This window comes from Streptomyces sp. NPDC048419 (assembly GCF_043200415.1).
Taxonomy (GTDB): Bacteria; Actinomycetota; Actinomycetes; order Streptomycetales; family Streptomycetaceae; genus Streptomyces.
This window is the reverse complement of the sequence record NZ_JBICXT010000001.1, coordinates 54,912-73,507: the sequence shown is the minus strand read 5'-3', so window position 1 is coordinate 73,507 and position 18,596 is coordinate 54,912. Positions and strand designations below refer to the sequence as shown.

The 18,596-nt window shown below is 71.1% G+C and carries 15 protein-coding genes and 1 pseudogene; 8 read left to right on the top strand and 8 right to left on the bottom strand.

Annotation, left to right across the window (positions count from 1 at the left end):
* Positions 1 to 3: 3 nt before the first annotated feature.
* The 3 genes from ACGFYN_RS00330 to ACGFYN_RS00320 are packed head-to-tail and all read right to left on the bottom strand — an operon-like array spanning position 4 to position 3,319.
* The gene (locus tag ACGFYN_RS00330; RefSeq protein ID WP_393863457.1) at positions 4 to 960 is read right to left on the bottom strand and encodes a carbohydrate ABC transporter permease; all 957 of its coding nucleotides are present in this window, start codon (positions 958 to 960) and stop codon (positions 4 to 6) included.
* The gene (locus ACGFYN_RS00325; protein WP_393863456.1) at positions 960 to 2,246 is read right to left on the bottom strand and encodes an ABC transporter substrate-binding protein; all 1,287 of its coding nucleotides are present in this window, start codon (positions 2,244 to 2,246) and stop codon (positions 960 to 962) included. Before ACGFYN_RS00325 ends, ACGFYN_RS00330 begins: the two co-directional genes overlap by 1 nt.
* A 53-nt stretch (positions 2,247 to 2,299) precedes the next feature.
* Positions 2,300 to 3,319 carry a carbohydrate kinase family protein gene (locus tag ACGFYN_RS00320; protein WP_393863455.1) on the bottom strand — a complete coding sequence of 340 codons (1,020 nt, stop codon included), beginning with the start codon at positions 3,317 to 3,319 and terminating at the stop codon, positions 2,300 to 2,302.
* A 126-nt stretch (positions 3,320 to 3,445) separates the two neighbouring features.
* On the opposite strand from ACGFYN_RS00320, the gene ACGFYN_RS00315 reads away from it, so the two are divergent.
* The 5 genes from ACGFYN_RS00315 to ACGFYN_RS00295 all read left to right on the top strand — a co-directional run bounded on the left by ACGFYN_RS00315 (position 3,446) and on the right by ACGFYN_RS00295 (position 10,941).
* Positions 3,446 to 4,210 (top strand): DeoR/GlpR family DNA-binding transcription regulator, encoded by a 765-nt coding sequence (locus ACGFYN_RS00315; protein ID WP_393864130.1) that lies wholly within the window; start codon positions 3,446 to 3,448, stop codon positions 4,208 to 4,210.
* On the top strand, positions 4,207 to 5,544 hold the full coding sequence (locus ACGFYN_RS00310) for a 6-phospho-beta-glucosidase (protein ID WP_393863454.1): 1,338 nt from the start codon (positions 4,207 to 4,209) through the stop codon (positions 5,542 to 5,544). The genes ACGFYN_RS00315 and ACGFYN_RS00310 overlap by 4 nt, the downstream gene beginning before the upstream one ends.
* Positions 5,545 to 5,609: 65 nt before the next feature.
* Positions 5,610 to 8,651, top strand: a complete 3,042-nt coding sequence (locus ACGFYN_RS00305; protein ID WP_393863453.1) for an alpha-mannosidase — start codon at positions 5,610 to 5,612, stop codon at positions 8,649 to 8,651.
* Positions 8,652 to 8,655: 4 nt separating this feature from the next.
* Positions 8,656 to 9,906, top strand: coding sequence for an alpha-L-fucosidase (locus tag ACGFYN_RS00300; RefSeq protein ID WP_393863452.1), 1,251 nt, complete (start codon positions 8,656 to 8,658; stop codon positions 9,904 to 9,906).
* A gap of 204 nt (positions 9,907 to 10,110) precedes the next feature.
* On the top strand, positions 10,111 to 10,941 hold the full coding sequence (locus tag ACGFYN_RS00295) for a sulfotransferase family protein (RefSeq protein WP_393863451.1): 831 nt from the start codon (positions 10,111 to 10,113) through the stop codon (positions 10,939 to 10,941).
* A 36-nt stretch (positions 10,942 to 10,977) separates the two neighbouring features.
* On the opposite strand, the gene ACGFYN_RS00290 is transcribed toward ACGFYN_RS00295, so the two are convergent.
* Complete coding sequence (locus ACGFYN_RS00290; protein ID WP_393863450.1) at positions 10,978 to 12,663, bottom strand: carbohydrate binding domain-containing protein; 1,686 nt, start codon at positions 12,661 to 12,663, stop codon at positions 10,978 to 10,980.
* Positions 12,664 to 12,789: 126 nt separating this feature from the next.
* Complete coding sequence (locus tag ACGFYN_RS00285) at positions 12,790 to 13,935, bottom strand: ATP-grasp domain-containing protein (protein ID WP_393863449.1); 1,146 nt, start codon at positions 13,933 to 13,935, stop codon at positions 12,790 to 12,792.
* A gap of 267 nt (positions 13,936 to 14,202) precedes the next feature.
* Between ACGFYN_RS00285 and ACGFYN_RS00280 the strand changes: the two genes are divergently transcribed.
* Both ACGFYN_RS00280 and ACGFYN_RS00275 read left to right on the top strand, forming a co-directional pair.
* Entirely contained in the window at positions 14,203 to 15,063 is an 861-nt protein-coding gene (locus ACGFYN_RS00280) for a metallophosphoesterase family protein (protein WP_393863448.1), read from the top strand.
* On the top strand, positions 15,060 to 15,743 hold the full coding sequence (locus ACGFYN_RS00275; RefSeq protein WP_393863447.1) for a 4'-phosphopantetheinyl transferase: 684 nt from the start codon (positions 15,060 to 15,062) through the stop codon (positions 15,741 to 15,743). Before ACGFYN_RS00280 ends, ACGFYN_RS00275 begins: the two co-directional genes overlap by 4 nt.
* 18 nt (positions 15,744 to 15,761) lie before the next feature.
* Here the strand turns inward: ACGFYN_RS00275 and ACGFYN_RS00270 are convergent, their stop codons facing one another.
* Entirely contained in the window at positions 15,762 to 15,989 is a 228-nt protein-coding gene (locus tag ACGFYN_RS00270) for a hypothetical protein (protein ID WP_393863446.1), read from the bottom strand.
* A 253-nt stretch (positions 15,990 to 16,242) separates the two neighbouring features.
* Between ACGFYN_RS00270 and ACGFYN_RS00265 the strand changes: the two genes are divergently transcribed.
* Complete coding sequence (locus tag ACGFYN_RS00265; RefSeq protein ID WP_393863445.1) at positions 16,243 to 17,286, top strand: alpha/beta fold hydrolase; 1,044 nt, start codon at positions 16,243 to 16,245, stop codon at positions 17,284 to 17,286.
* A gap of 15 nt (positions 17,287 to 17,301) precedes the next feature.
* Here the strand turns inward: ACGFYN_RS00265 and ACGFYN_RS00260 are convergent.
* A pseudogene (locus tag ACGFYN_RS00260) lies at positions 17,302 to 17,828 on the bottom strand (toxin-antitoxin system, toxin component).
* Between the two features lie 32 nt (positions 17,829 to 17,860).
* Positions 17,861 to 18,514, bottom strand: a complete 654-nt coding sequence (locus ACGFYN_RS00255) for a helix-turn-helix domain-containing protein (RefSeq protein WP_393863444.1) — start codon at positions 18,512 to 18,514, stop codon at positions 17,861 to 17,863.
* Positions 18,515 to 18,596 lie beyond the last annotated feature (82 nt).

The window sequence follows — 18,596 nt, the reverse complement described above, 5'->3', positions numbered from 1 at the left end:
CTCCTAGTCTTCGCCCCGGCGCTGCACCAGGCGCCAGTTGATGATCGAGAAGATGACGACGACGAGGAAGATCCCCCACGCCACGGCGGCGCCGTAGCCGAAGTCGTTGTTGTCGAAGGTCTGCTGGAAGAAGTAGAGGACCATCGTGCGGCCCGCGTGGTCCGGGCCCCCGGAGAACGTCGAGTCGTTGGAGGTGTTCTGCAGCAGCACCTGGGCCTCGGTGAAGCTCTGCAGACCGGTCACCGTCGAGACCACGAGCACGAACAGCAGCGTCGGCCGCAGCATCGGCAGCGTGATCCGGAAGAACGTCTGCACGGGGTTCGCGCCGTCCACCCGCGCCGCCTCGTAGAGCTCGCCCGGGATGGTCTGCAGGCCGGCGAGGAAGATGATCGCGTTGTAGCCGGTCCACTGCCAGGTCATCAGCGTCGCGATGGCGACCTTGATGCCCCACGGAGTGTTCAGCCAGGCCACCTGGTCCAGGCCCACGGCCTGCAACAGGGCGTTGACGAGGCCGAAGTTGGTGGAGAAGACCGAGCCGAACACGATCGCGATGGCGACGACCGAGGTGACGTTCGGCAGGAAGTATGCGAAGCGGTAGGCGTTCTTGAAGCGGACCGCCGAGTTGAGCATCACGGCCGTCACCATCGCCAGGAAGATCATGGGGAAGGTGGCCAGCGCCCAGATGAGGAGCGTGTTGCCGATCGAGCTCCAGAAGTCGGTGTCGCTGAGCAGGTACTGGTACTGCGACAGCCCGGCCCACTCCATCGGGCCGAGGCCGTCCCAGCGGTGGAAGGACAGATAGAGCGAGAAGCCGACGGGGACCAGGCCGAAGGCGAGGAAGAGGAGGTAGAAGGGGGAGACCGCGGCGTAGAGGTGCCAGTACTTGCGGAATCCCGTGCGGGGGCGGGCCGTCGGGGCCGCGTCCGCAAGGACGGGAGGCTTCTCCAGGGCGGTGGCCATCAGTGACTCACCCCCAGGTGCTTCGCGATGCGCCGGCACTTGCTCATGGCGTCACTCCAGGCCTTGTCCGGGTCCTTGCCGAGGACGCCGACGTTCTTGATCTCGTCCTTGATGGGCTGCCCGAGCGCCACGTCGTACGGGCTGTTGTGGGCGACCACGATCTTCTGCGCGGCCGGGCCGAAGACGTCCGTGGTCACCTGGCCGCCGAAGAAGGGGTCGGGCTCGCGCAGTTGCTTCAGGTCGTAGGAGGCGGGCGTGGAGGGGAACAGGCCCGCGTCGACGTAACCCGAGGCCTGGTTGGCCGCGTTGAGCATCCACGCGATGATCTCGAAGGCCCGCTCGGGTTCCCGGCAGGCCTTGGTGATCGACAGGAACGAGCCGCCGTTGTTGGACGGCCGCACCGGCATGTCGGCGATCCGCCACCTGCCCTTGGTCTTCGGATTGCCGTTCTTGATGTCGTACGTCGCCCAGGAGGCGCCGAGCTGGCTGGGGAGCTTGCCGGTGTCCACCGCGGAGATCTGGTCCGGGGTGCCGGTGACGAGGTCGGAGACGATGCCGCGCCGCTTGGCCTCCACGGCCAGCGCCCAGGCGTGGCGCACGTGTTCCTGGTCGCCGATGAAGTGGCGGTCCTTGTCGACGTAGCGCTTGGCGCCCTGCTGCACGACGTTCTCGAAGACGCTGTTGACGTCGGTGAGCAGCGAGGTCCCGTGGATGCGTTTCCGCAGCCGCTCACCGGCCGCGAAGAACTTCTCCCAGGTGTTCAACTCCGCGGAGACGTCGGCGGGTTCGTAGGGCAGTCCCGCCTTCCGGAACACCTGGTACTGGTAGAAGTGCGCCACCGGGCCGCAGTCGATGGGGAAGCCGACCATGGTTCCGTCGTCGGCGATGCCCTGCTGCCACTTCCACGGCAGGTACTGGGACCTGTACTTCTCCGCCCCGAGCGTGCGCAGGTCCACGAACTGCTCGGCGTCGGGCAGATAGGACGCCATGTCCTCGCCCTTGAGGCCCGCGATGTCGGGGACGTGGGCGCGGCCGGTGAGCGTGGTGATCAGCTTGGACCGGTAGTAGCCGCCGATCTTGACGGCCCTGAGGTCCACCGTGGAGTCGTAACGGGCCCTGGCCTTCTTCAGGACCGTGTCGCCGAGGCCGCCGTCCCAGTACCACAGGACCATGTTCCGGCCGGTCGAGCCGGTCGGTACGGCACAGCCGGACGTCAGGCCGCCGAGGGCCGTGGCGGCCGTACCGGCCAGGCCCGCGCGCAGCAGGCCTCTTCGTGAGAGCCGCACAGCTCCCACCGCCTTTCGGATCTTTTCTGGACTTCGCATGAGAGGGACATGGGTCACTGCGGCCGTGCGGGCGGGGTGACGGGGGCGTACCGGACCGGCGGGCCGACGTCCGCGGGGATCCGGTCCGCGAGGAAGCCGTACGCGCGCTGCAGCCCGGGGTCGGTCAGGGAGCGCCACCAGCGGTCGACGCCGTACCAGCCGGGAGCGGCGAGGGCGCCGCCGTGGTGACCGACGGAGAGCCCGGCGGCGAGGACGGCGAACCGCAGCCGCTCCTCGAGCGGCCAGCCGCCGAGGGAGGCCGCGACGAAGCTCGCGCCGAACACGTCGCCGGCGCCCGTGGCGTCCACGACGCCGATGTCCAGGGCCGGGACCTCCGCGTACTCGCCGGTGGTCTGGTCGACGGCGGCCGCGCCGTCCCCACCCCGGGTGACCACGGCCACCGGCACCAGCTCGGAGAGCGTGCCGAGGGCCGCCATCGCGCTGCCGGTGCGGGTGTAGGCCATCGCCTCGGTCTCGTTGGGGAGGAAGGCATGGCACAGGGCGAGCTGGTCCAGCAGGTCCGAGGACCACTGCTGGGTGGGGTCCCAGCCGACGTCGGCGTAGATCTGCGTGCCGTTCGCGGCGGCCTTGGCGAGCCATTCGCGCGGCTCCGCCTCGAGGTGGACGAGGGCGGTGCGGGCCTCCGGCGGGTCGCCCACCAGCGCGTCCTGGGAGTACGGGGGCTCCTGGCCGTGCGTGACCAGGGCCCGGTCGTGCCCGGTGGCCAGCGAGACGGTGACGGGGGTGGGCCAGCCGTCCGCGGTGCGGGAGAGCGAGAGGTCGACGTCCTCCTGGCCGCCGAGGACGTCGCGGCAGTAGGCGCCGTAGAAGTCGTCGCCGAAGACCGTGGCCAGCGAGGTGCGCAGGCCGAAGCGGGACGCGGCCACCGCGAGGTTCGCGATGCCGCCGGGGCCGCAGCCCATGTCGGCCGTCCAGATCTCCTCGCCCGGCGTCGGCGGCTTCCCGAGCCCCGTGAGGACGAGGTCGTAGAAGAGCAGCCCGGTCAGCAGCACCTCGGGCCTGTCGTCGTCCACGCGCAGCCTCTCGTCAAAACCCGTCAATTTCGATGACGGGAATCGTGCGCCGCTCCGCGAGATTGGTCAATACCCAAACAGAAGTGAGCATGGAAGTGAGCGAAGATGACGAGTAGTGTTCACGACGTGCTGGCTGAACGACGACATCAACTCATCCTGCGGGCCCTGCGCTCCGGCGGCCCCGCGTCCGTGACCGACCTCTCCGCGAAGCTGGACGTGAGTCCCGCCACGATCAGGCGCGACCTGGTCAAGCTGGAGGAGGACGGGCTGCTCACCCGTGTGCACGGCGGGGCCGTCGCGGACGAGGGCGACCAGCCCTTCGCCGAGGTCGCCGAGGTGCGCGTGGCCGAGAAGGACGCGATAGCCGCACGCGCCGCGGAGATGGTCGCGGACGGCCAGTCGGTGCTGCTCGACATCGGCACCACCGCCTACCGGCTGGCCCGCCAGCTGCACGGCCGCCGGCTCACCGTGATCACCAGCAACCTGGTGGTCTACGAGGAGCTCGCCGACGACGAGGGCATCGAGCTGGTGCTGCTCGGCGGCATGGTCCGCCGCGAGTACCGCTCCCTGGTCGGCTTCCTCACCGAGGACAATCTCCGCCAGCTGCACGCGGACTGGCTCTTCCTGGGCACCAGTGGAGTGCGCCCTGGTGGGCAGGTGATGGACACGACGGTCGTCGAGGTGCCGGTCAAGCGCGCCATGATCAAGGCGAGCGACAAGGTAGTGCTGCTCGCGGACACGGCGAAGTTCCCGGGTACGGGCATGGCGAAGGTCTGCGGTCCTGAGGACCTGGACGTGGTGGTGACGAACGCGCCGGTCGACCCGGCGACCCGTTCCTCCCTGGAGGAGGCGGGCGTAGAGGTCGTGCCGGCAGGAAAGGCACAGGCGTGAAGCTGACGATTCTGGGCGGCGGCGGGTTCCGGGTGCCGCTGGTGTACGGGGCGCTCCTGACCGACCACGCCGAGGGGCGGGTCACCGAGGTCGTGCTGCACGACCTGGACGCCGGCCGGCTGGGCGCGGTCGCCCGGGTCCTGGCCGAGCAGGCGGCGGGCAGCCCCGACGCCCCCACCGTGACCGCCACGACCGACCTCGACGAGGCCCTGCGCGGCGCCGACTTCGTCTTCTCCGCGATCCGCGTCGGCGGCCTGGAGGGCAGGGCGGACGACGAGGGCGTGGCCCTGGCGGAGGGCGTCCTCGGCCAGGAGACGGTCGGCGCGGGCGGTATCGCGTACGGCCTGCGCACCGTCCCCGTCGCCGTCGACATCGCCCGGCGCGTGGCCCGCCTCGCGCCCGACGCCTGGGTCATCAACTTCACCAACCCGGCGGGCCTGGTCACCGAGGCCATGTCCCGCCACCTCGGCGACCGCGTCATCGGCATCTGCGACTCCCCGGTCGGCCTCGGCCGCCGTATCGCCCGTGTCCTCGGCGCCAACCCGGAGGAGGCGTGGATCGACTACGTCGGCCTCAACCACCTCGGCTGGGTGCGCGGCCTGCACATCGCGGGGCGCGACGAACTCCCGCGGCTGCTCGCCGATCCCGACCTGCTCGGCTCCTTCGAGGAGGGCAAGCTCTTCGGCGTGGACTGGCTCCAGTCCCTCGGCGCCATCCCCAACGAGTACCTGCACTACTACTACTTCAACCGCGAGGCCGTGCGCGCCTACCAGCAGGCCGAGAAGACCCGCGGCGCCTTCCTCCGCGACCAGCAGGCTCATTTCTACGAGGAGATGCGCAAACCCGACGCCAGGGCGCTCGCCACCTGGGACCGCACCCGCGCCGAGCGCGAGGCGACGTACATGGCCGAGAACCGGGAGACCGCGGGCGCGGGCGAACGCGACGCCGACGACCTCTCCGGCGGCTACGAGAAGGTCGCCCTCGCCCTGATGCGGGCCATCGCCCGCGACGAGCGCACCACGCTGATCCTGAACGTACGCAACCGCGGCACCCTGTCGGTGCTCGACACCGAGGCCGTCATCGAGGTCCCGTGCCTGGTCGACGCCAACGGCGCGCACCCGGTCACCGTCGCCCCGCTGCCCGACCACGCCACCGGCCTGGTCTGCGCGGTCAAGGCGGTCGAGCGCGAGGTACTGGCCGCCGCCGGGTCGGGCTCCCGGGCGACGGCGGTGAAGGCGTTCGCGCTGCATCCGCTCGTCGACTCCGTGAATGTGGCCCGACGGCTGGTCGAGGGCTACACGGACGTTCACCCGGGCCTTTCCTACCTGAAGTAAGCTCCCGGCCGAAAGCGCTTTCCCCCGCGCGCTCGCCGCCCCGCCGCCCTCTCTGGAGACCTCTCATGCACGACGAACGCCGCCGGATCGAGGAGCGCGCCGAGCGCCTCCACAACCAGCGCATCAGGCCCGCGCTCTACGCGGCCACCGTCCCTCTGACGGTCGAGGCCTGGCAGGCGCCGGGCGAGCCCGTCCCGTTCGAGGCGGCGACGGCCGCCTCCTACGAGTCCTTCGCGATGGGCACCCCCTGGGGTCCGCCCTGGGGCACCACGTGGTTCCGTATGCGGGGGCAGGTGCCCGCCGAGTGGGCCGGCCGGCGCGTCGAGGCCGTCATCGACCTCGGCTTCGTCGGCGACTGGCCGGGCAACCAGGCCGAGGCGCTGGTCCACCTCACCGACGGGACGCCGCTGAAGGCGGTCAACCCGCTCAACCAGTACGTGCCGATCGCCGACCCGGCCGCGGGCGGCGAGGTGATCCACTACCTGGTCGAGGCCGCCTCCAACCCCGACATCCTGGCCAACGACTTCGCCGGGCCCACGCCCCTGGGCGACGTGCTCACGGCAGGCGACAAGCCGCTCTACACCTTCAGGCGCGCCGACCTCGCCGTCCTCGACGAGGAAATCTTCCACCTCGACCTGGACCTCCAGGTGCTGCGCGAACTCATGGTCCACCTCGGCGAGCACGAGCCGCGCCGCCACGAGATCCTGCACGCCCTGGACCGCGCCATGGACGCACTCGACCTGGACGACGTGTCCGGCAGTGCCGCCGCCGTCCGCGAGGTGCTCGCACCGGTGCTGGCCAGGCCCGCCCACGCCAGCGCGCACACCATTTCCGGCGTCGGCCACGCACACATCGACTCCGCGTGGCTGTGGCCCATCCGCGAGACCAAGCGCAAGACGTCCCGCACCTTCTCCAACGTCACCGCGCTCGCCGACGAGTACGAGGACTTCATCTTCGCCTGCTCGCAGGCCCAGCAGTACGAGTGGGTGCGCGACAACTACCCGCAGGTGTGGGAGCGGATCAAGAAGTCCGTCGCCAAGGGCCAGTGGGCGCCGGTCGGCGGCATGTGGGTGGAGTCCGACGGCAACCTGCCCGGCGGCGAGGCGATCGCCCGCCAACTCGTCCACGGCAAGCGGTTCTTCATCGAGCACTTCGGCATCGAGACCAAGGGCGTCTGGCTGCCGGACTCCTTCGGCTACAACGCCGCCTATCCGCAGCTCGCCAAGCTCGCAGGCAACGAGTGGTTCCTCACCCAGAAGATCTCCTGGAACCAGACCAACAAGTTCCCCCACCACACCTTCTGGTGGGAGGGCATCGACGGCACCCGCATCTTCACCCACTTCCCGCCGGTGGACACCTACAACGCCCGGTTCAGCGGTGAGGAGATGGACCGCGCGGTGCGCAACTACGCGGAGAAGGGCGGCGGTACACGCTCGCTGGCGCCCTTCGGCTGGGGCGACGGTGGTGGCGGCCCCACCCGCGAGATCATGGAGCGGGCGCGCCGGCTCGCCGACCTGGAGGGCTCGCCCAAGGTCGTCGTCGAGCACCCCGACACCTTCTTCGCCAAGGCCCGCGAGGAGTACCCGGACGCCCCCGTCTGGAACGGCGAGCTCTACCTGGAGCTGCACCGCGCCACCTACACGTCCCAGGCCCGCACCAAGCAGGGCAATCGCCGCAGCGAACACCTGCTGCGCGAGGCCGAGTTGTGGGCGACGACGGCCGCACTCCACGCGAGCGGCTACTCCTACCCGTACGAGAAGCTGGACCGGCTGTGGAAGACGGTGCTGCTGCACCAGTTCCACGACATCCTGCCGGGGTCCTCGATCGCCTGGGTGCACCGCGAGGCGGAGGCCGAATACGCGCGGGTGGCCGGGGAGTTGGAGGCGCTGACGGCGGAGGCGATCGCCGCCCTGGGCGGTGGCGGCCCCCGGGTGTTCAACACCAGCCCCTACGCCCGCGCCGAGGTGGTCCGCACGTCCGAGGGCGCGCCCGTCCACGTGCACGTGCCCGCGAGCGGCAGTGCGCCGCTCACCGCAGCAAAGCCGCCGCAGCCGGTGACGGTCGACGGCCGTGTCCTCGACAACGGCCTCGTCCGGGTCGAGGTCGCCGAGGACGGCACCCTGTCCTCGGTGTTCGACCTGCGGGCGAACCGCGAAGTCCTCGCCGAGCGCGGCAACCTGCTGCGCCTGCACACCGACCTGCCCAACTACTGGGACGCCTGGGACATCGACAAGCACTACAAGAACCGCTACACGGACCTCCTGGAGACCGAGGCGGTCACCGTGACCGAGGCGGACCCGCTGGCCGGCTCGATCCGGGTCGAGCGCTCCTTCGGCAAGGGCTCGAAGATCACCCAGACGATCACGCTGCGGGCCGGCAGCCCCCGTATCGACTTCGCGACCGACATCGACTGGCACGAGGCCGAGAAGATCCTCAAGGCGGGCTTCCCGGTGGACATCCGGGCGCCGCACTCCTCCGCGGAGATCCAGTTCGGGCACATCCAGCGGCCCACGCACACCAACACCAGCTGGGAGGCGGCCCGTTTCGAAGTCTCCGGCCACCGCTGGGTGCACATCGCCGAGCCCGGCTACGGCGTCGCGGTCATCAACGACTCGACCTACGGCCACGACGTCTCCCGCACGGTCCGCGAGGACGGCGGCACCACGACCCGGGTCAGCCTCAGTCTGGTCCGCGCCCCGCGCGTCCCGGACCCGGAGGCCGACCAGGGACGCCACCGCTTCGTCTACTCGCTGCTGCCGGGCGCGAGCATCGAGGACGCCGTCGCCGAGGGCTACGCCCTCAACCTCCCGCTGCGGGTGGCGGATGCGGCGGGCGCGCCGGAGCCGGTGGTCTCCGTGGACGGCGAGGGCGTGACCGTCGAGGCCGTGAAGCTCGCCGACGACGCCTCGGGCGATGTGGTGGTGCGGCTCTACGAGTCCCGCGGCGGCCGCGGCCAGGGCGTGCTGCGTGCCGGCTTCCCACTGGCCGGCGCCGAGGTGACGGACCTGCTGGAGCGGCGGCTGGAGGACGCGGAGATCGCCGGCGGCGGTGTCCGCGTCACGCTGCGGCCGTTCCAGATCCTGACGCTCCGGCTGCGGAGGGGATGACCGGATGGCGATACAACCCTGGTTCACCGACGCCAAGTTGGGGATCTTCGTGCACTGGGGCATCTATGCCGTCGACGGCGTCCAGGAGTCCTGGTCGTTCTACGACGACATCGTGCCGCACGAGCGGTACATGTCCCAGCTGGAGCGCTTCACGGGCGCCGAGTACGACCCGCGGCGGTGGGCGGACCTGTTCGCCCGCGCCGGCGCCCGGTACGCGGTGCTGACGAGTCGTCACCATGACGGCGTGGCCCTGTGGGACACGCGGTACGGCGACCTCAACCTCGGCAAGGACTACGTCGGCCCCTACGCCGAGGCCCTGCGGGAGAAGGGACTCAAGGTCGGCCTCTACTACTCCCACTCCGACTGGAACCACCCCGACTACGCCTCCACCCGCAAGCCGGGCCGTCCGCCCGAGATGGAGGACAACCGCTACTCGGAGTGCGCGGCCGAGGACGAGGACCTGGCGGCCTGGGAGCGGTTCATCGCCTACCGGGACGGCCAGGTGGGGGAGTTGGCCGCGCGTTGCCGCCCGGACCTGATGTGGTTCGACGGTGAGTGGGAGCGCAGCGAGGAGCAGTGGCGCATCCCCGAACTCGCCGCGCTCGTCCGCTCGTACGTGCCGGACGTCGTCTTCAACGCGCGCATGCTCGGCGAGGGCGACTACGCCACCCCCGAGCAGGGTGCCCCCATCGTGCCGCCCGAGGGGCCGTGGGAGCTGTGCCTGACGATCAACGACTCGTGGGGCTACCAGCACCACGACCACCACCACAAGTCGCTCGCGCAGCTCGTCCGTTACTTCACCGAGACCATCGGCGGGGGCGGCAACCTGCTGCTGGACGTCGGCCCGAGGGAGGACGGCACCATCCCCGAGCCGCAGGCCGAGCGCCTGGAGGGGCTGGGGGAGTGGATCCGCCGGCACGAGGACGCGGTGTACGGGACGGTGCGCGGACTGCCGGCCGGGCACCACTACGGGCCCAGCACCCTGTCGGCGGACCGGCGCACCCTCTACCTCGTCCTGTTGGACGCCCCGCGCTCCGAGATCGGTGTCCGCGGGCTGGCCGCTGGGGTCCGCAAGGTCACCGTGCTCGGCACCGGCACCGAACTCTCCCACCAGGTCGTCGGGGGGCTGCACGAGGCGGTCGGCGTGCTGTGGATCGACCCGCCGGCCGCGGCCGACCTGGACCCGTACGCCACCGTGCTCGCCGTCGAGCTGGACGGCGAACTGGAGCTGTACCGGGGCTCGGGCCGCACGTGATTTCCATCGAAAATTAAGAGTGCGGTAAATCTCCTGGTCACGGGTGCTTTGAGGGCGCCCGTGACCCGTTCCGTTCCGCTGCGCGACATCTGTGGTTCGCCTGTACCCCCTGGGATGCGGCCCAAAGGGTAAGAGGAAGGTGTCAACGTGAGTGACCGGCGTATGTCCGCGATACGAAGGGGTCTCAAGCGTCGGGGGAGGCTCATGGCCCAGGCGGTGAGTCCGCCGCGCCGGACCCTCGACGCCGTGCCGTCCCCACGCGGCCCCGAGCCGCTCTGCACCGCCCCTCCCGCCCCGCGCATGGTGGAGTCGCCGGTCTTCGTCCTGTCCTCGGTGCGCTCCGGCTCGACCCTGCTGCGGGTGCTGCTGAACAGCCACAGCCGGATCCGCGCCCCGCACGAGATGCATCTGCGGACGGTGCACGTCCACCTCTCGCGCGAGTTCACCGCCGACGCCATGAAGGAGCTCCAGCTCGACAAGGACGAACTGGAGCATCTGCTGTGGGACCGGGTGCTGCACCTGGAGCTGACCCGCAGCGGCAAGGACGTCATCGTCGACAAGACGCCGCCGAACACCCTCATCTGGCCGCGGCTGCACCGATGTTGGCCGAACGCCCGCTACATCCTGCTGCTGCGCCACCCGGGAGCGGTCATCGCCTCGCTGACCGACCGCCGCGCGGACCCGGACCACGAGGCCATCCGCGCCGAGGTCCTCGACTACAGCGAGAAGCTGGAGGCGGCGCGGCACGCCCTCGACGCACACGTGGTGACGTACGAGGACCTCACCGCCGAACCGGAGCGGACCACGCGCGGCCTGTGCGAGTACCTCGGCGTCGACTGGGAGAGCGGCATGCTCGACTACGGCGCCAAGGACCACGGCACCTTCCGGCCGCAGCTGGGCGACTGGTCCAGCACCATCAAGTCGGGCCGTATCCAGCCCGCCCGCGCCGCCGACGACATGGCCGGACTGCCGCCGCGGCTCGCGGAGTTGGCGAAGGCGTGGGGGTACCCGGTCGGGGCACCCCCACGCCATTGAGGGGCGAGCTTCAGCCGGCGGGCCGGCCCGCCGGCCTCAGCCGGTGAACCCGGCCGTGATCGAGGTGAACTGCCAGTTGTTCTGGCTGATGCCGGAGCAGTTGCTCACCACGCCGCCGCCCGGGCACGGCCGGTCGCGGTTGACCGACCAGAAGGCGAGCCGGGCGATGTGATGGCTGTTCGCCCAGTCCCGGATCTGGGTCCAGATCGCCGGGGTGGTGGTCTCCTGCTGGTCGGACAGGCCGTTCATGCCGGAGATGCCGATGTGGGAGTACGCGGTGGCGTCGTCCCAGCCGAAGGTCGACTTCAACTTGGCCTTCAGGCCCTCCGCGGCGTTGACGGTGCTGCCGTACATGTCGGAGCCGCCGCCGAAGTCGAACGGCATGATGGTGAAGACGTCGATGCCGGCGTTCAGCGACTGGGCCTGCTCGATGAGCCGGTTGCCGTAGTACGTCGGGCCGGTGGTCGACGTTCCGAAGGTGACGATGGTCTTCAGGCCGGGGTTGTTGGCCTTGACCGTCTTCAGCGCGGTGAGGATCTTCGCCTGGACGGCCTCGTTCTCGAACTCGTCGGAGTTCTCGATGTCCATGTCGATCGCCTTGAGCGAGTAGGCGTCGATGACCTTCTGCAGGGCGCCCGCGAGCGCGCTCGCGGAGGAGCAGTTGGCGCCGAGCTTGCTGCCCTGCCAGCCGCCGAAGGACGGCACGATGTCACCGCCCGCGGAGCGGATGGCGTTGATCGCGCTCTGGTCGGCGCCGCCGGTCAGCGGCCGGCTGCCGTCCCAGGCCGGGTTGCAGCCGCCGGAGTCGAGCACGAAGGCCATCGTGAACCACTTGACGCCGGTCGCGCTCATCACCGTGGACGGGCTCGGCGGGTCGCCCCAGCCCTCGTAGAGATAGGGCGCGGCCTGCTTGAACCCGGTGCCGCCGCCACCGCCCGCGTCCGTCGTCACGCTCACGGAGTTGGACGCGCCGGAGGCGTTCCCGGCCGCGTCGCGCGCCTTGACGGTGAAGGTGTACGCCGTACTGGACGACAGCCCGCTGACTGTGGCGCTCGTGCCGGAGACGCTGAGCACCTGGTTGGAGCCGCTGTAGATGTCGTACGCGGTCACGCCCGTGTTGTCCGTGGAGGCGTTCCACTTCAGCGACACGCTGGAGGAGGTCTTGCCGGTCGAGGTCAGCCCGGTGGGCGCGGTCGGCGCCTGGGTGTCACCCCCGCCTCCGCCGCCGGGGCCGTCCAGGCTGATGTCGTCGGCCCAGTACGTGCCCTGCGCGTACCAGCCGTGGACGTAGATCTTCGCGCTGGTCTGCGAGGCGCCGGTGGTGAAGGAGACGGAGAGCCGGCTGTACGCGGACGGCGAGGTGGTCCAGGTCGAGGCGCCGCCGTCGACCCCCAGGTACACGTAGGAGCCGCGCACCCAGCCGCTCAGCGAGTAGGTCGTGTTCGGCTGGACCGAGACGGTCTGGGTGCACTGCGCGTTGTCGCCGGAGGTCACCGCTCCCTGCAGGGCCTTGGAGCCGCCGTGCACGGGGGAGGAGACGACGGAGCCGAGGCTGCCGGAGCAGGTCCACGGGGAGAGGCTGCCCGACTCGAAGCCGGGGTTGGACAGGACGTTGGCCGCCTGGGCGGTGCCGGGGAGGGCGATGGCTCCCGCGAGCGCGAGGGCGGCGGAGCCGAGGAGTGCGAAGAGCCGGCGTCTGTGACGCCCGAAAGTGGTGCGCATGCGATCTCCCTGGAGAAATGGGGGTGTTCGGGAGTGCAGGAAGGTGCGCAACCAAGTTGGTATGGACCAATCATGGTGTCAAGGTGCTGCGCCATGATTGGTCCAGACCGGTCGACGGTGCGGGTGTCAGGCCCGTGTGATCGCCCGGGTGCCGGTGTCCGCCGGGACGGGCCCCGCCGGTCCCGCGGCCGGGGCGGGCACGGCCGGCAGCAGGGTCTCCGGCTCCTGGCCGCGCTGCAGCGGCAGCGTCACCGGGCGCAGCGGGCGCGGCCCCGACACCACCGTGTAGTCCTGGCCGAGGAAGGGCGGCGTGATCTCGCCCGGGTCCTCGCCCAGCGCCAACTGCACGGCTGCCCAAGGGGCGTTGATGCCGCACTGGGAGAGCTGGTGCAGCCCGCCCGCCGGGCGCGTGTTGACGTCCATCAGGACCGGCCGGTCGCCGTACATGCGGAACTGGATGTTGGAGAGGTGGTGCAGCCCGAAGCCCTCGGCGATCCGGCGCGCCGGCTCCAGCCACTGCTCGTGCAGCGTGAAGCCGCGGCGGCGGCCGTTCTTGGTGCGGCCCACGGCCAGCCGGACCCTGTTGTCGGGGCCGGTGAGGCAGTCCACCGACACCTCCGGCTGCTCCAGGCGCGGCATCACCAGCCAGTCGACGGGATCCTCGGACTCCCGCAGTGCCCCGACGACCAGGTCGAGCGGCACGTACGGGCTGGGGAAGCCGCTCAGGTGCACCGTCGAGAAGGGCGAGCGGGTGATCATGCGGAAGCCGACCCCGCCCGCGCCGGACGCGGGCTTGAAGCACGGCGTGTGCCCGTCCGCCTCCAACTCCTCTACGGCAGCCACGAGTTCGTCCGCCGACCGGACCCGCCACCAAGGCGGCACCGGGGCGCCGATCGCCTGCACGGCCTCGTAGGCGATGACCTTGTCCTCGAAGACGGCCACGGCCTCAGGCGGCGGCGCCAGCAGTGCCGTGCCCACGGCCTCGAACTCCGCGCGGTGCGCCACGACCGCCGACTGGTGCAGCCGGGGCACGAACACGTCGATGCCGCGCCGCTGGCACTGGTCCAGCGCGAACTCCACGTACCCGGCCGGGGACAGGCCCTCCGGCTCCAGCTCGGCGGTGTCGGCGGCGGCCAGTACGGGGGAGTCCGCGTCCCCGTGCGTCGCATGGATCTCCACCGCGCGATCACTGGGATTTCGGCGCAGCTGATCCATGAAGAAGACGTTCTCCGCGTACGTGCGGTTGAGCCAGACGCGTACGCGAGAGACCATGCAGGCCGCCTTTACGGTGTGCGGGCAGGGCGGAGCGGCCCGTGCCCGGGCAGGGGTGTTTGGAGGGTCACCAAACCGCCCTGTCTGAAGGGAGTTCGAGGCGGTGGTGTCGGGGCGATCATACGGCCTCGCGAGGGGTGCGCGTGCAACGTCCGTGTTACGGATTCCCGGAGACCCCGCACCCGACGGGCCGCCTTGTCGGCAGGCCGTGCCGTGTGTTCTCGTGGTGCCGTTCGTGAGTGCGCTCGGTGTGGAGGGGGACGCGAGGTGACGTCGACGGCCGGGGGTGCCGGACAGCTGCTGGCCATCAGCGACCTGCACATCGGATACACCGAGAACCGTGCCCTGGTCGAGGAGATGCGCCCCGGGTCGGACGGTGACTGGCTGCTCGTGGCCGGTGACGTCTCGGAGATCGCGTCCGACATCCGCTGGGCTCTGAAGACTCTCGCGAGCCGCTTCGCCAAGGTGATCTGGGTGCCGGGCAACCACGAGCTGTGGACCCACCCCAAGGACCCCGTCACCCTGCGCGGCGTCGCCCGCTACGAGCACCTCGTCGAGATGTGCCGCGAACTGGGCGTCGTCACCCCCGAGGACCCCTACCCGGTCTGGGAGGGCCCCGACGGCCCCGTCGCCGTGGCGCCCCTCTTCCTCCTCTACGACTACTCGTTCCTGCCGGCCGGCTGCGGCACCAAGGCGGAGGGTCTGGAGTACGCGCACGGGACCGGCATCGTGTGCACCGACGAGTACCTGCTGCACCCCGATCCCTACCCGAGCCGCGAGGCCTGGTGCCGGGCCAGGGTCGCCGAGACCGAACGCCGGCTCGCCGAACTGCCCGCGGACCTGCCCACCGTGCTCGTCAACCACTACCCGCTGGACCGGCACCCCTGCGACGTCCTGTGGCACCCCGAGTTCGCCATGTGGTGCGGCACCGGCCTGACCGCCGACTGGCACCGGCGCTTCCGCGTGGAGACCATGGTCTACGGGCACCTGCACATCCCGCGGACCACCTTTCATGAGGGCGTCCGCTTCGAGGAGGTCTCGGTCGGCTACCCGCGTGAGTGGCGCAAGCGGCCCGGGCCGCCGGGCCGACTGCGCCGCGTGCTGCCGAAGGAGGTGGGCGTCGGGTGATCGAGGAGCTGCTGCCGCACGAGGTGGTGGCCGTGGAGGTGCAGGGCGACGACGGCAGCGAGTACGCGCCGCTGTACCCCGAGGAGGCCGCGGTCGTGGCACAGGCCGTGCCCAAGCGCCGCCGTGAGTTCGCCCTCGTCCGGGCCTGCGCGCGCCGTGCCATGGACAAGCTCGGCGTGCCGCCGCAGCCGCTGCTGCCCGGCGAGCGCGGAGCGCCGGGCTGGCCGGCCGGGCTCGTCGGCAGCATGACCCACTGCGACGGCTACTGCGCCGCCGCCCTGGTCCGCGCCGCCGACCTGGCCTCCCTCGGCATCGACGCCGAACCCCACCAGCCGCTCCCGGAGGGCGTCCTGGACGCCGTCGCCCTGCCCACCGAGGTCGCCCGGCTGCGCCGCCTGGCCGCGCGGCATCCCGGGGTCCACTGGGACCGGCTGCTGTTCAGCGCCAAGGAGTCCGTCTACAAGGCGTGGTTCCCCCTGACCGGGCAGTGGCTGGACTTCACGGAGGCCGACATCGAGGTGTCCGTCGACCCGGGCGCGCCGCTGCGCGGCGGCCTCCGCGCCGAACTCCTCGTCCCCGGCCCGGTGGTCGGCGGCCGGCGGCTCGGCCACTTCGAGGGCCGGTGGACCGTCCAGCGGGGTCTTGCGGCGACGGCGATCACCGTCTCCCACACCCCCTGAAGCCTCTCTGAGCGGTCGTCACGGCTCGGGGCACCAGGTCTGCAGCAGGCGGAAGAACTCCTCCTCGTTCCCCGTCAGGCCCGCGGCCGACAGCGCCTGTTCGGCCTCCTCCAGGACGGCGGGCGGTACGACGGGTGGTCGAGGATCGCCAGGAGGACCGTCGAACGCGGCTCGTACGGTGTGCAACAGGCGCAGATAGGCCTTCACGGCGGTCCGCTCGCGGTCGGTCAGTACGGCAGTGGGCATCGTCGGCTCTCCCCTGTCGGCGTCATCTCTCCGCGCCCGTACGAAGGGGCGCGACTCCAGCTTGCCTGCCACCACTGACAATGGGGTGTCGGCCCAGCTCACGGCGTCGCCCGGGCGGCGGTACCCCGGCGCGCCGGCCGCCCGTGCAGCGGAGGCGAAACGTCCGTGAAATCCCTTGGGGGAAACCGGTTCTACGCTGGAGGACAAGGGATGCGGCCGCTTGCGCGCGGCCGGGGAACGGGGAGGCGAGTGCATGGTCGACGTCCTGGGCCGGGGCCCGGTGCGCTCCGTACGGCTGCGCCCTGTGGGGGACGGGGAACTGAAGCTGAAGTACCGCGTGGTGCACGGCTACCGGCGTGCCTTCCGCATGGCGGGCGAGGGCCCGGCGCTGGTCCTCGTCCACGGCATCGGGGACTCCTCGGCCACCTGGGCGGAGTTGATCCCGGACCTCGCGCGCACGCACACCGTGATCGCCCCCGACCTGCTCGGCCACGGCGCCTCGGACAAGCCGCGCGCCGACTACTCGGTGGCCGCGTACGCCAACGGCGTGCGGGACCTGCTCACCACGCTCGGCATCGAGTCCGCGACGCTGGTCGGGCACTCGCTGGGCGGCGGCGTGGCCATGCAGTTCGCCTACCAGTTCCCCGAGCGCACCGAGCGGCTCATCCTGGTCAGCGCGGGCGGTGTCGGCCGCGAGGTCAACCCCGTCCTGCGGCTGGTCTCCCTGCCCGGTGCCCATCTGCTGCTGTCGGCGCTTCGGCTGCCGGGCATGCGGCTCCAAGTGAGCCTCGCGGTCCGCCTGATGCGATTGCTGGACACCGACCTCGGCCAGGACGCCCCCGAACTGCTCACCCTCGTCGACGCCCTGCCGGACGAGACCTCGCGCAACGCCTTCATCCGCACCCTGCGCGCGGTCGTCGACTGGCGCGGCCAGGTCGTCACCATGCTCGACCGGTGCTATCTGACCGAGGGCATGCCGACCATGCTGCTGTGGGGCGACCGCGACAGCGTGGTGCCCGTACGGCATGCGTACGGGGCGCACGAGGCCATGCCGGGCAGCCGTCTGGAGATCTTCGAGCAGGCGGGCCACTTCCCGTTCCACAGCGACCCCGCGCGGTTCGTCTCGCTGGTCGAGGACTTCACGGCGGGTACGGTCCCGGCCGACTGGAGCCGCGAGCACTGGCGCGAGCTGCTCATGCAGGGGCGTCCCGGGACCGGCGCAGGCCGTCCGGACACGGCCGGCAACCGCCAGGTGGAGTGCGAACTGAGGGAGGCGAGTGAGCGCAGCGCGACGTGAGGAAGCCGAGGCCGCTCAGCCCTGCGGTCCGGGATACCCGAGCGACGCCTCGATCCGCCCCGCCAGGTGATCACGCTGCACCGGCGCGCGATGTCCTGAACCGGCAAGCCACGTGCGGCACTTGCTGCCCAGAAGCAGGCCGAAGCTCTCCGCCTCCTGCTCGTCGGCGAGGTCGAAGCGGCTGCGGGCGGCCACCGTGCGGACGGTGGCGCGCAGGTCGGCGTCGTCGCCGAGCAGCCGGGCCGCGACCCGGGCGCCCTCGACGTGATGGCCGCGGTGCCCGGCCGTCATGTGCCACAGCTCATGGCCGAGGATCACCAACTGGTGGTCCGGCGCGGTCCGTTCCTCGATCACCACGAGGTCCCGGTCGCTCATGTCGAGCCACAGCCCGCTCGCGGTCCCGGCCGGGAAGGCGGCCGTACGGAAGTGGACCGGCCGGCCGCGGCGCCTGCTCATCGCCGCGCACAGGGCGCCGTAGAGGTCGTCGGGCCGGGCGGGTGCGGCGAGCGTTCCCCGAGCAGCTCGTGGCACAGGCGGCGCATGTCCATTCCGATGCCCACGGCTCTCCCCCGGCTCACGACTCGGGCCGTTTGACGCTCTCCAGGAGCATGTCCAGCCACTCGGCGACCTTGTCGCGGTGCTGGTCGGTGGGCAGTTGCGCGGCCCGCCAGGCGATCCCGCGGACGCCGTGGTCCTGGAGCAGCCGCTCCAGCGGGTCGTCGTCGGCCGCGGCCTCCTCCCGCTCGGCGAGCTTCTGCAGCAGTTCCTGCTCGGTGCTCTGCAGGGTGCCCGTGAGGGCCTCGGGGTCCTCGGCCGTGAGGAAGCCGGCGTGCACCCGGAAGAAGCGCTGGATGGCGTCGCAGTGCTCCATGGTGGGGCGCCGGTCGCCGTTGATGAGCGCGCCCGCTTGCTGGCGCGACATGCCCGCGCCGTCGGCGATCTCCTGCTGGGTGTACTTGCGCCCGTTGGGCTTGAGCCGGGTGCGGCGCAGCAGGTCCAGACGCTGCAGGAACCGCTCCTGCACATCGGGTTCGCCCGCCGGACGGCCGCTCAGCAGGGCCCTGACCACGGGCTCGGGCACTCCCGAGGCGGCGGACAGACGGCCCGTGTCGAAGACCTCCGCGTGGGCCACGCCGAGCCGGTCGGCGAGCGCGGTGACGCGGTCGACGACGGCCGGCAGCGCAGCGCTCGCCGCCGTGGTGCCCGGACCCTCGAAGCCTTCCGTCACCGACAGATCTCCTACGTATCTCACAGGCTTCTCACAAGCGGTTGCCGTGAACTCGACGGAGATTACCGGGTAGTTCGAACTC

What these genes read in the sequence shown, in the direction of transcription:
- ACGFYN_RS00330 (WP_393863457.1), bottom strand. Translation starts at nt 960, where the DNA reads ATGGCCACCGCCCTGGAGAAGCCTCCCGTCCTTGCGGACGCGGCCCCG.
- ACGFYN_RS00305 (WP_393863453.1), top strand. Translation starts at nt 5,610, where the DNA reads ATGCACGACGAACGCCGCCGGATCGAGGAGCGCGCCGAGCGCCTCCAC.
- ACGFYN_RS00300 (WP_393863452.1), top strand. Translation starts at nt 8,656, where the DNA reads ATGGCGATACAACCCTGGTTCACCGACGCCAAGTTGGGGATCTTCGTG.
- ACGFYN_RS00295 (WP_393863451.1), top strand. Translation starts at nt 10,111, where the DNA reads ATGGCCCAGGCGGTGAGTCCGCCGCGCCGGACCCTCGACGCCGTGCCG.
- ACGFYN_RS00290 (WP_393863450.1), bottom strand. Translation starts at nt 12,663, where the DNA reads ATGCGCACCACTTTCGGGCGTCACAGACGCCGGCTCTTCGCACTCCTC.
- ACGFYN_RS00285 (WP_393863449.1), bottom strand. Translation starts at nt 13,935, where the DNA reads ATGGTCTCTCGCGTACGCGTCTGGCTCAACCGCACGTACGCGGAGAAC.
- ACGFYN_RS00270 (WP_393863446.1), bottom strand. Translation starts at nt 15,989, where the DNA reads ATGCCCACTGCCGTACTGACCGACCGCGAGCGGACCGCCGTGAAGGCC.
- ACGFYN_RS00265 (WP_393863445.1), top strand. Translation starts at nt 16,243, where the DNA reads ATGGTCGACGTCCTGGGCCGGGGCCCGGTGCGCTCCGTACGGCTGCGC.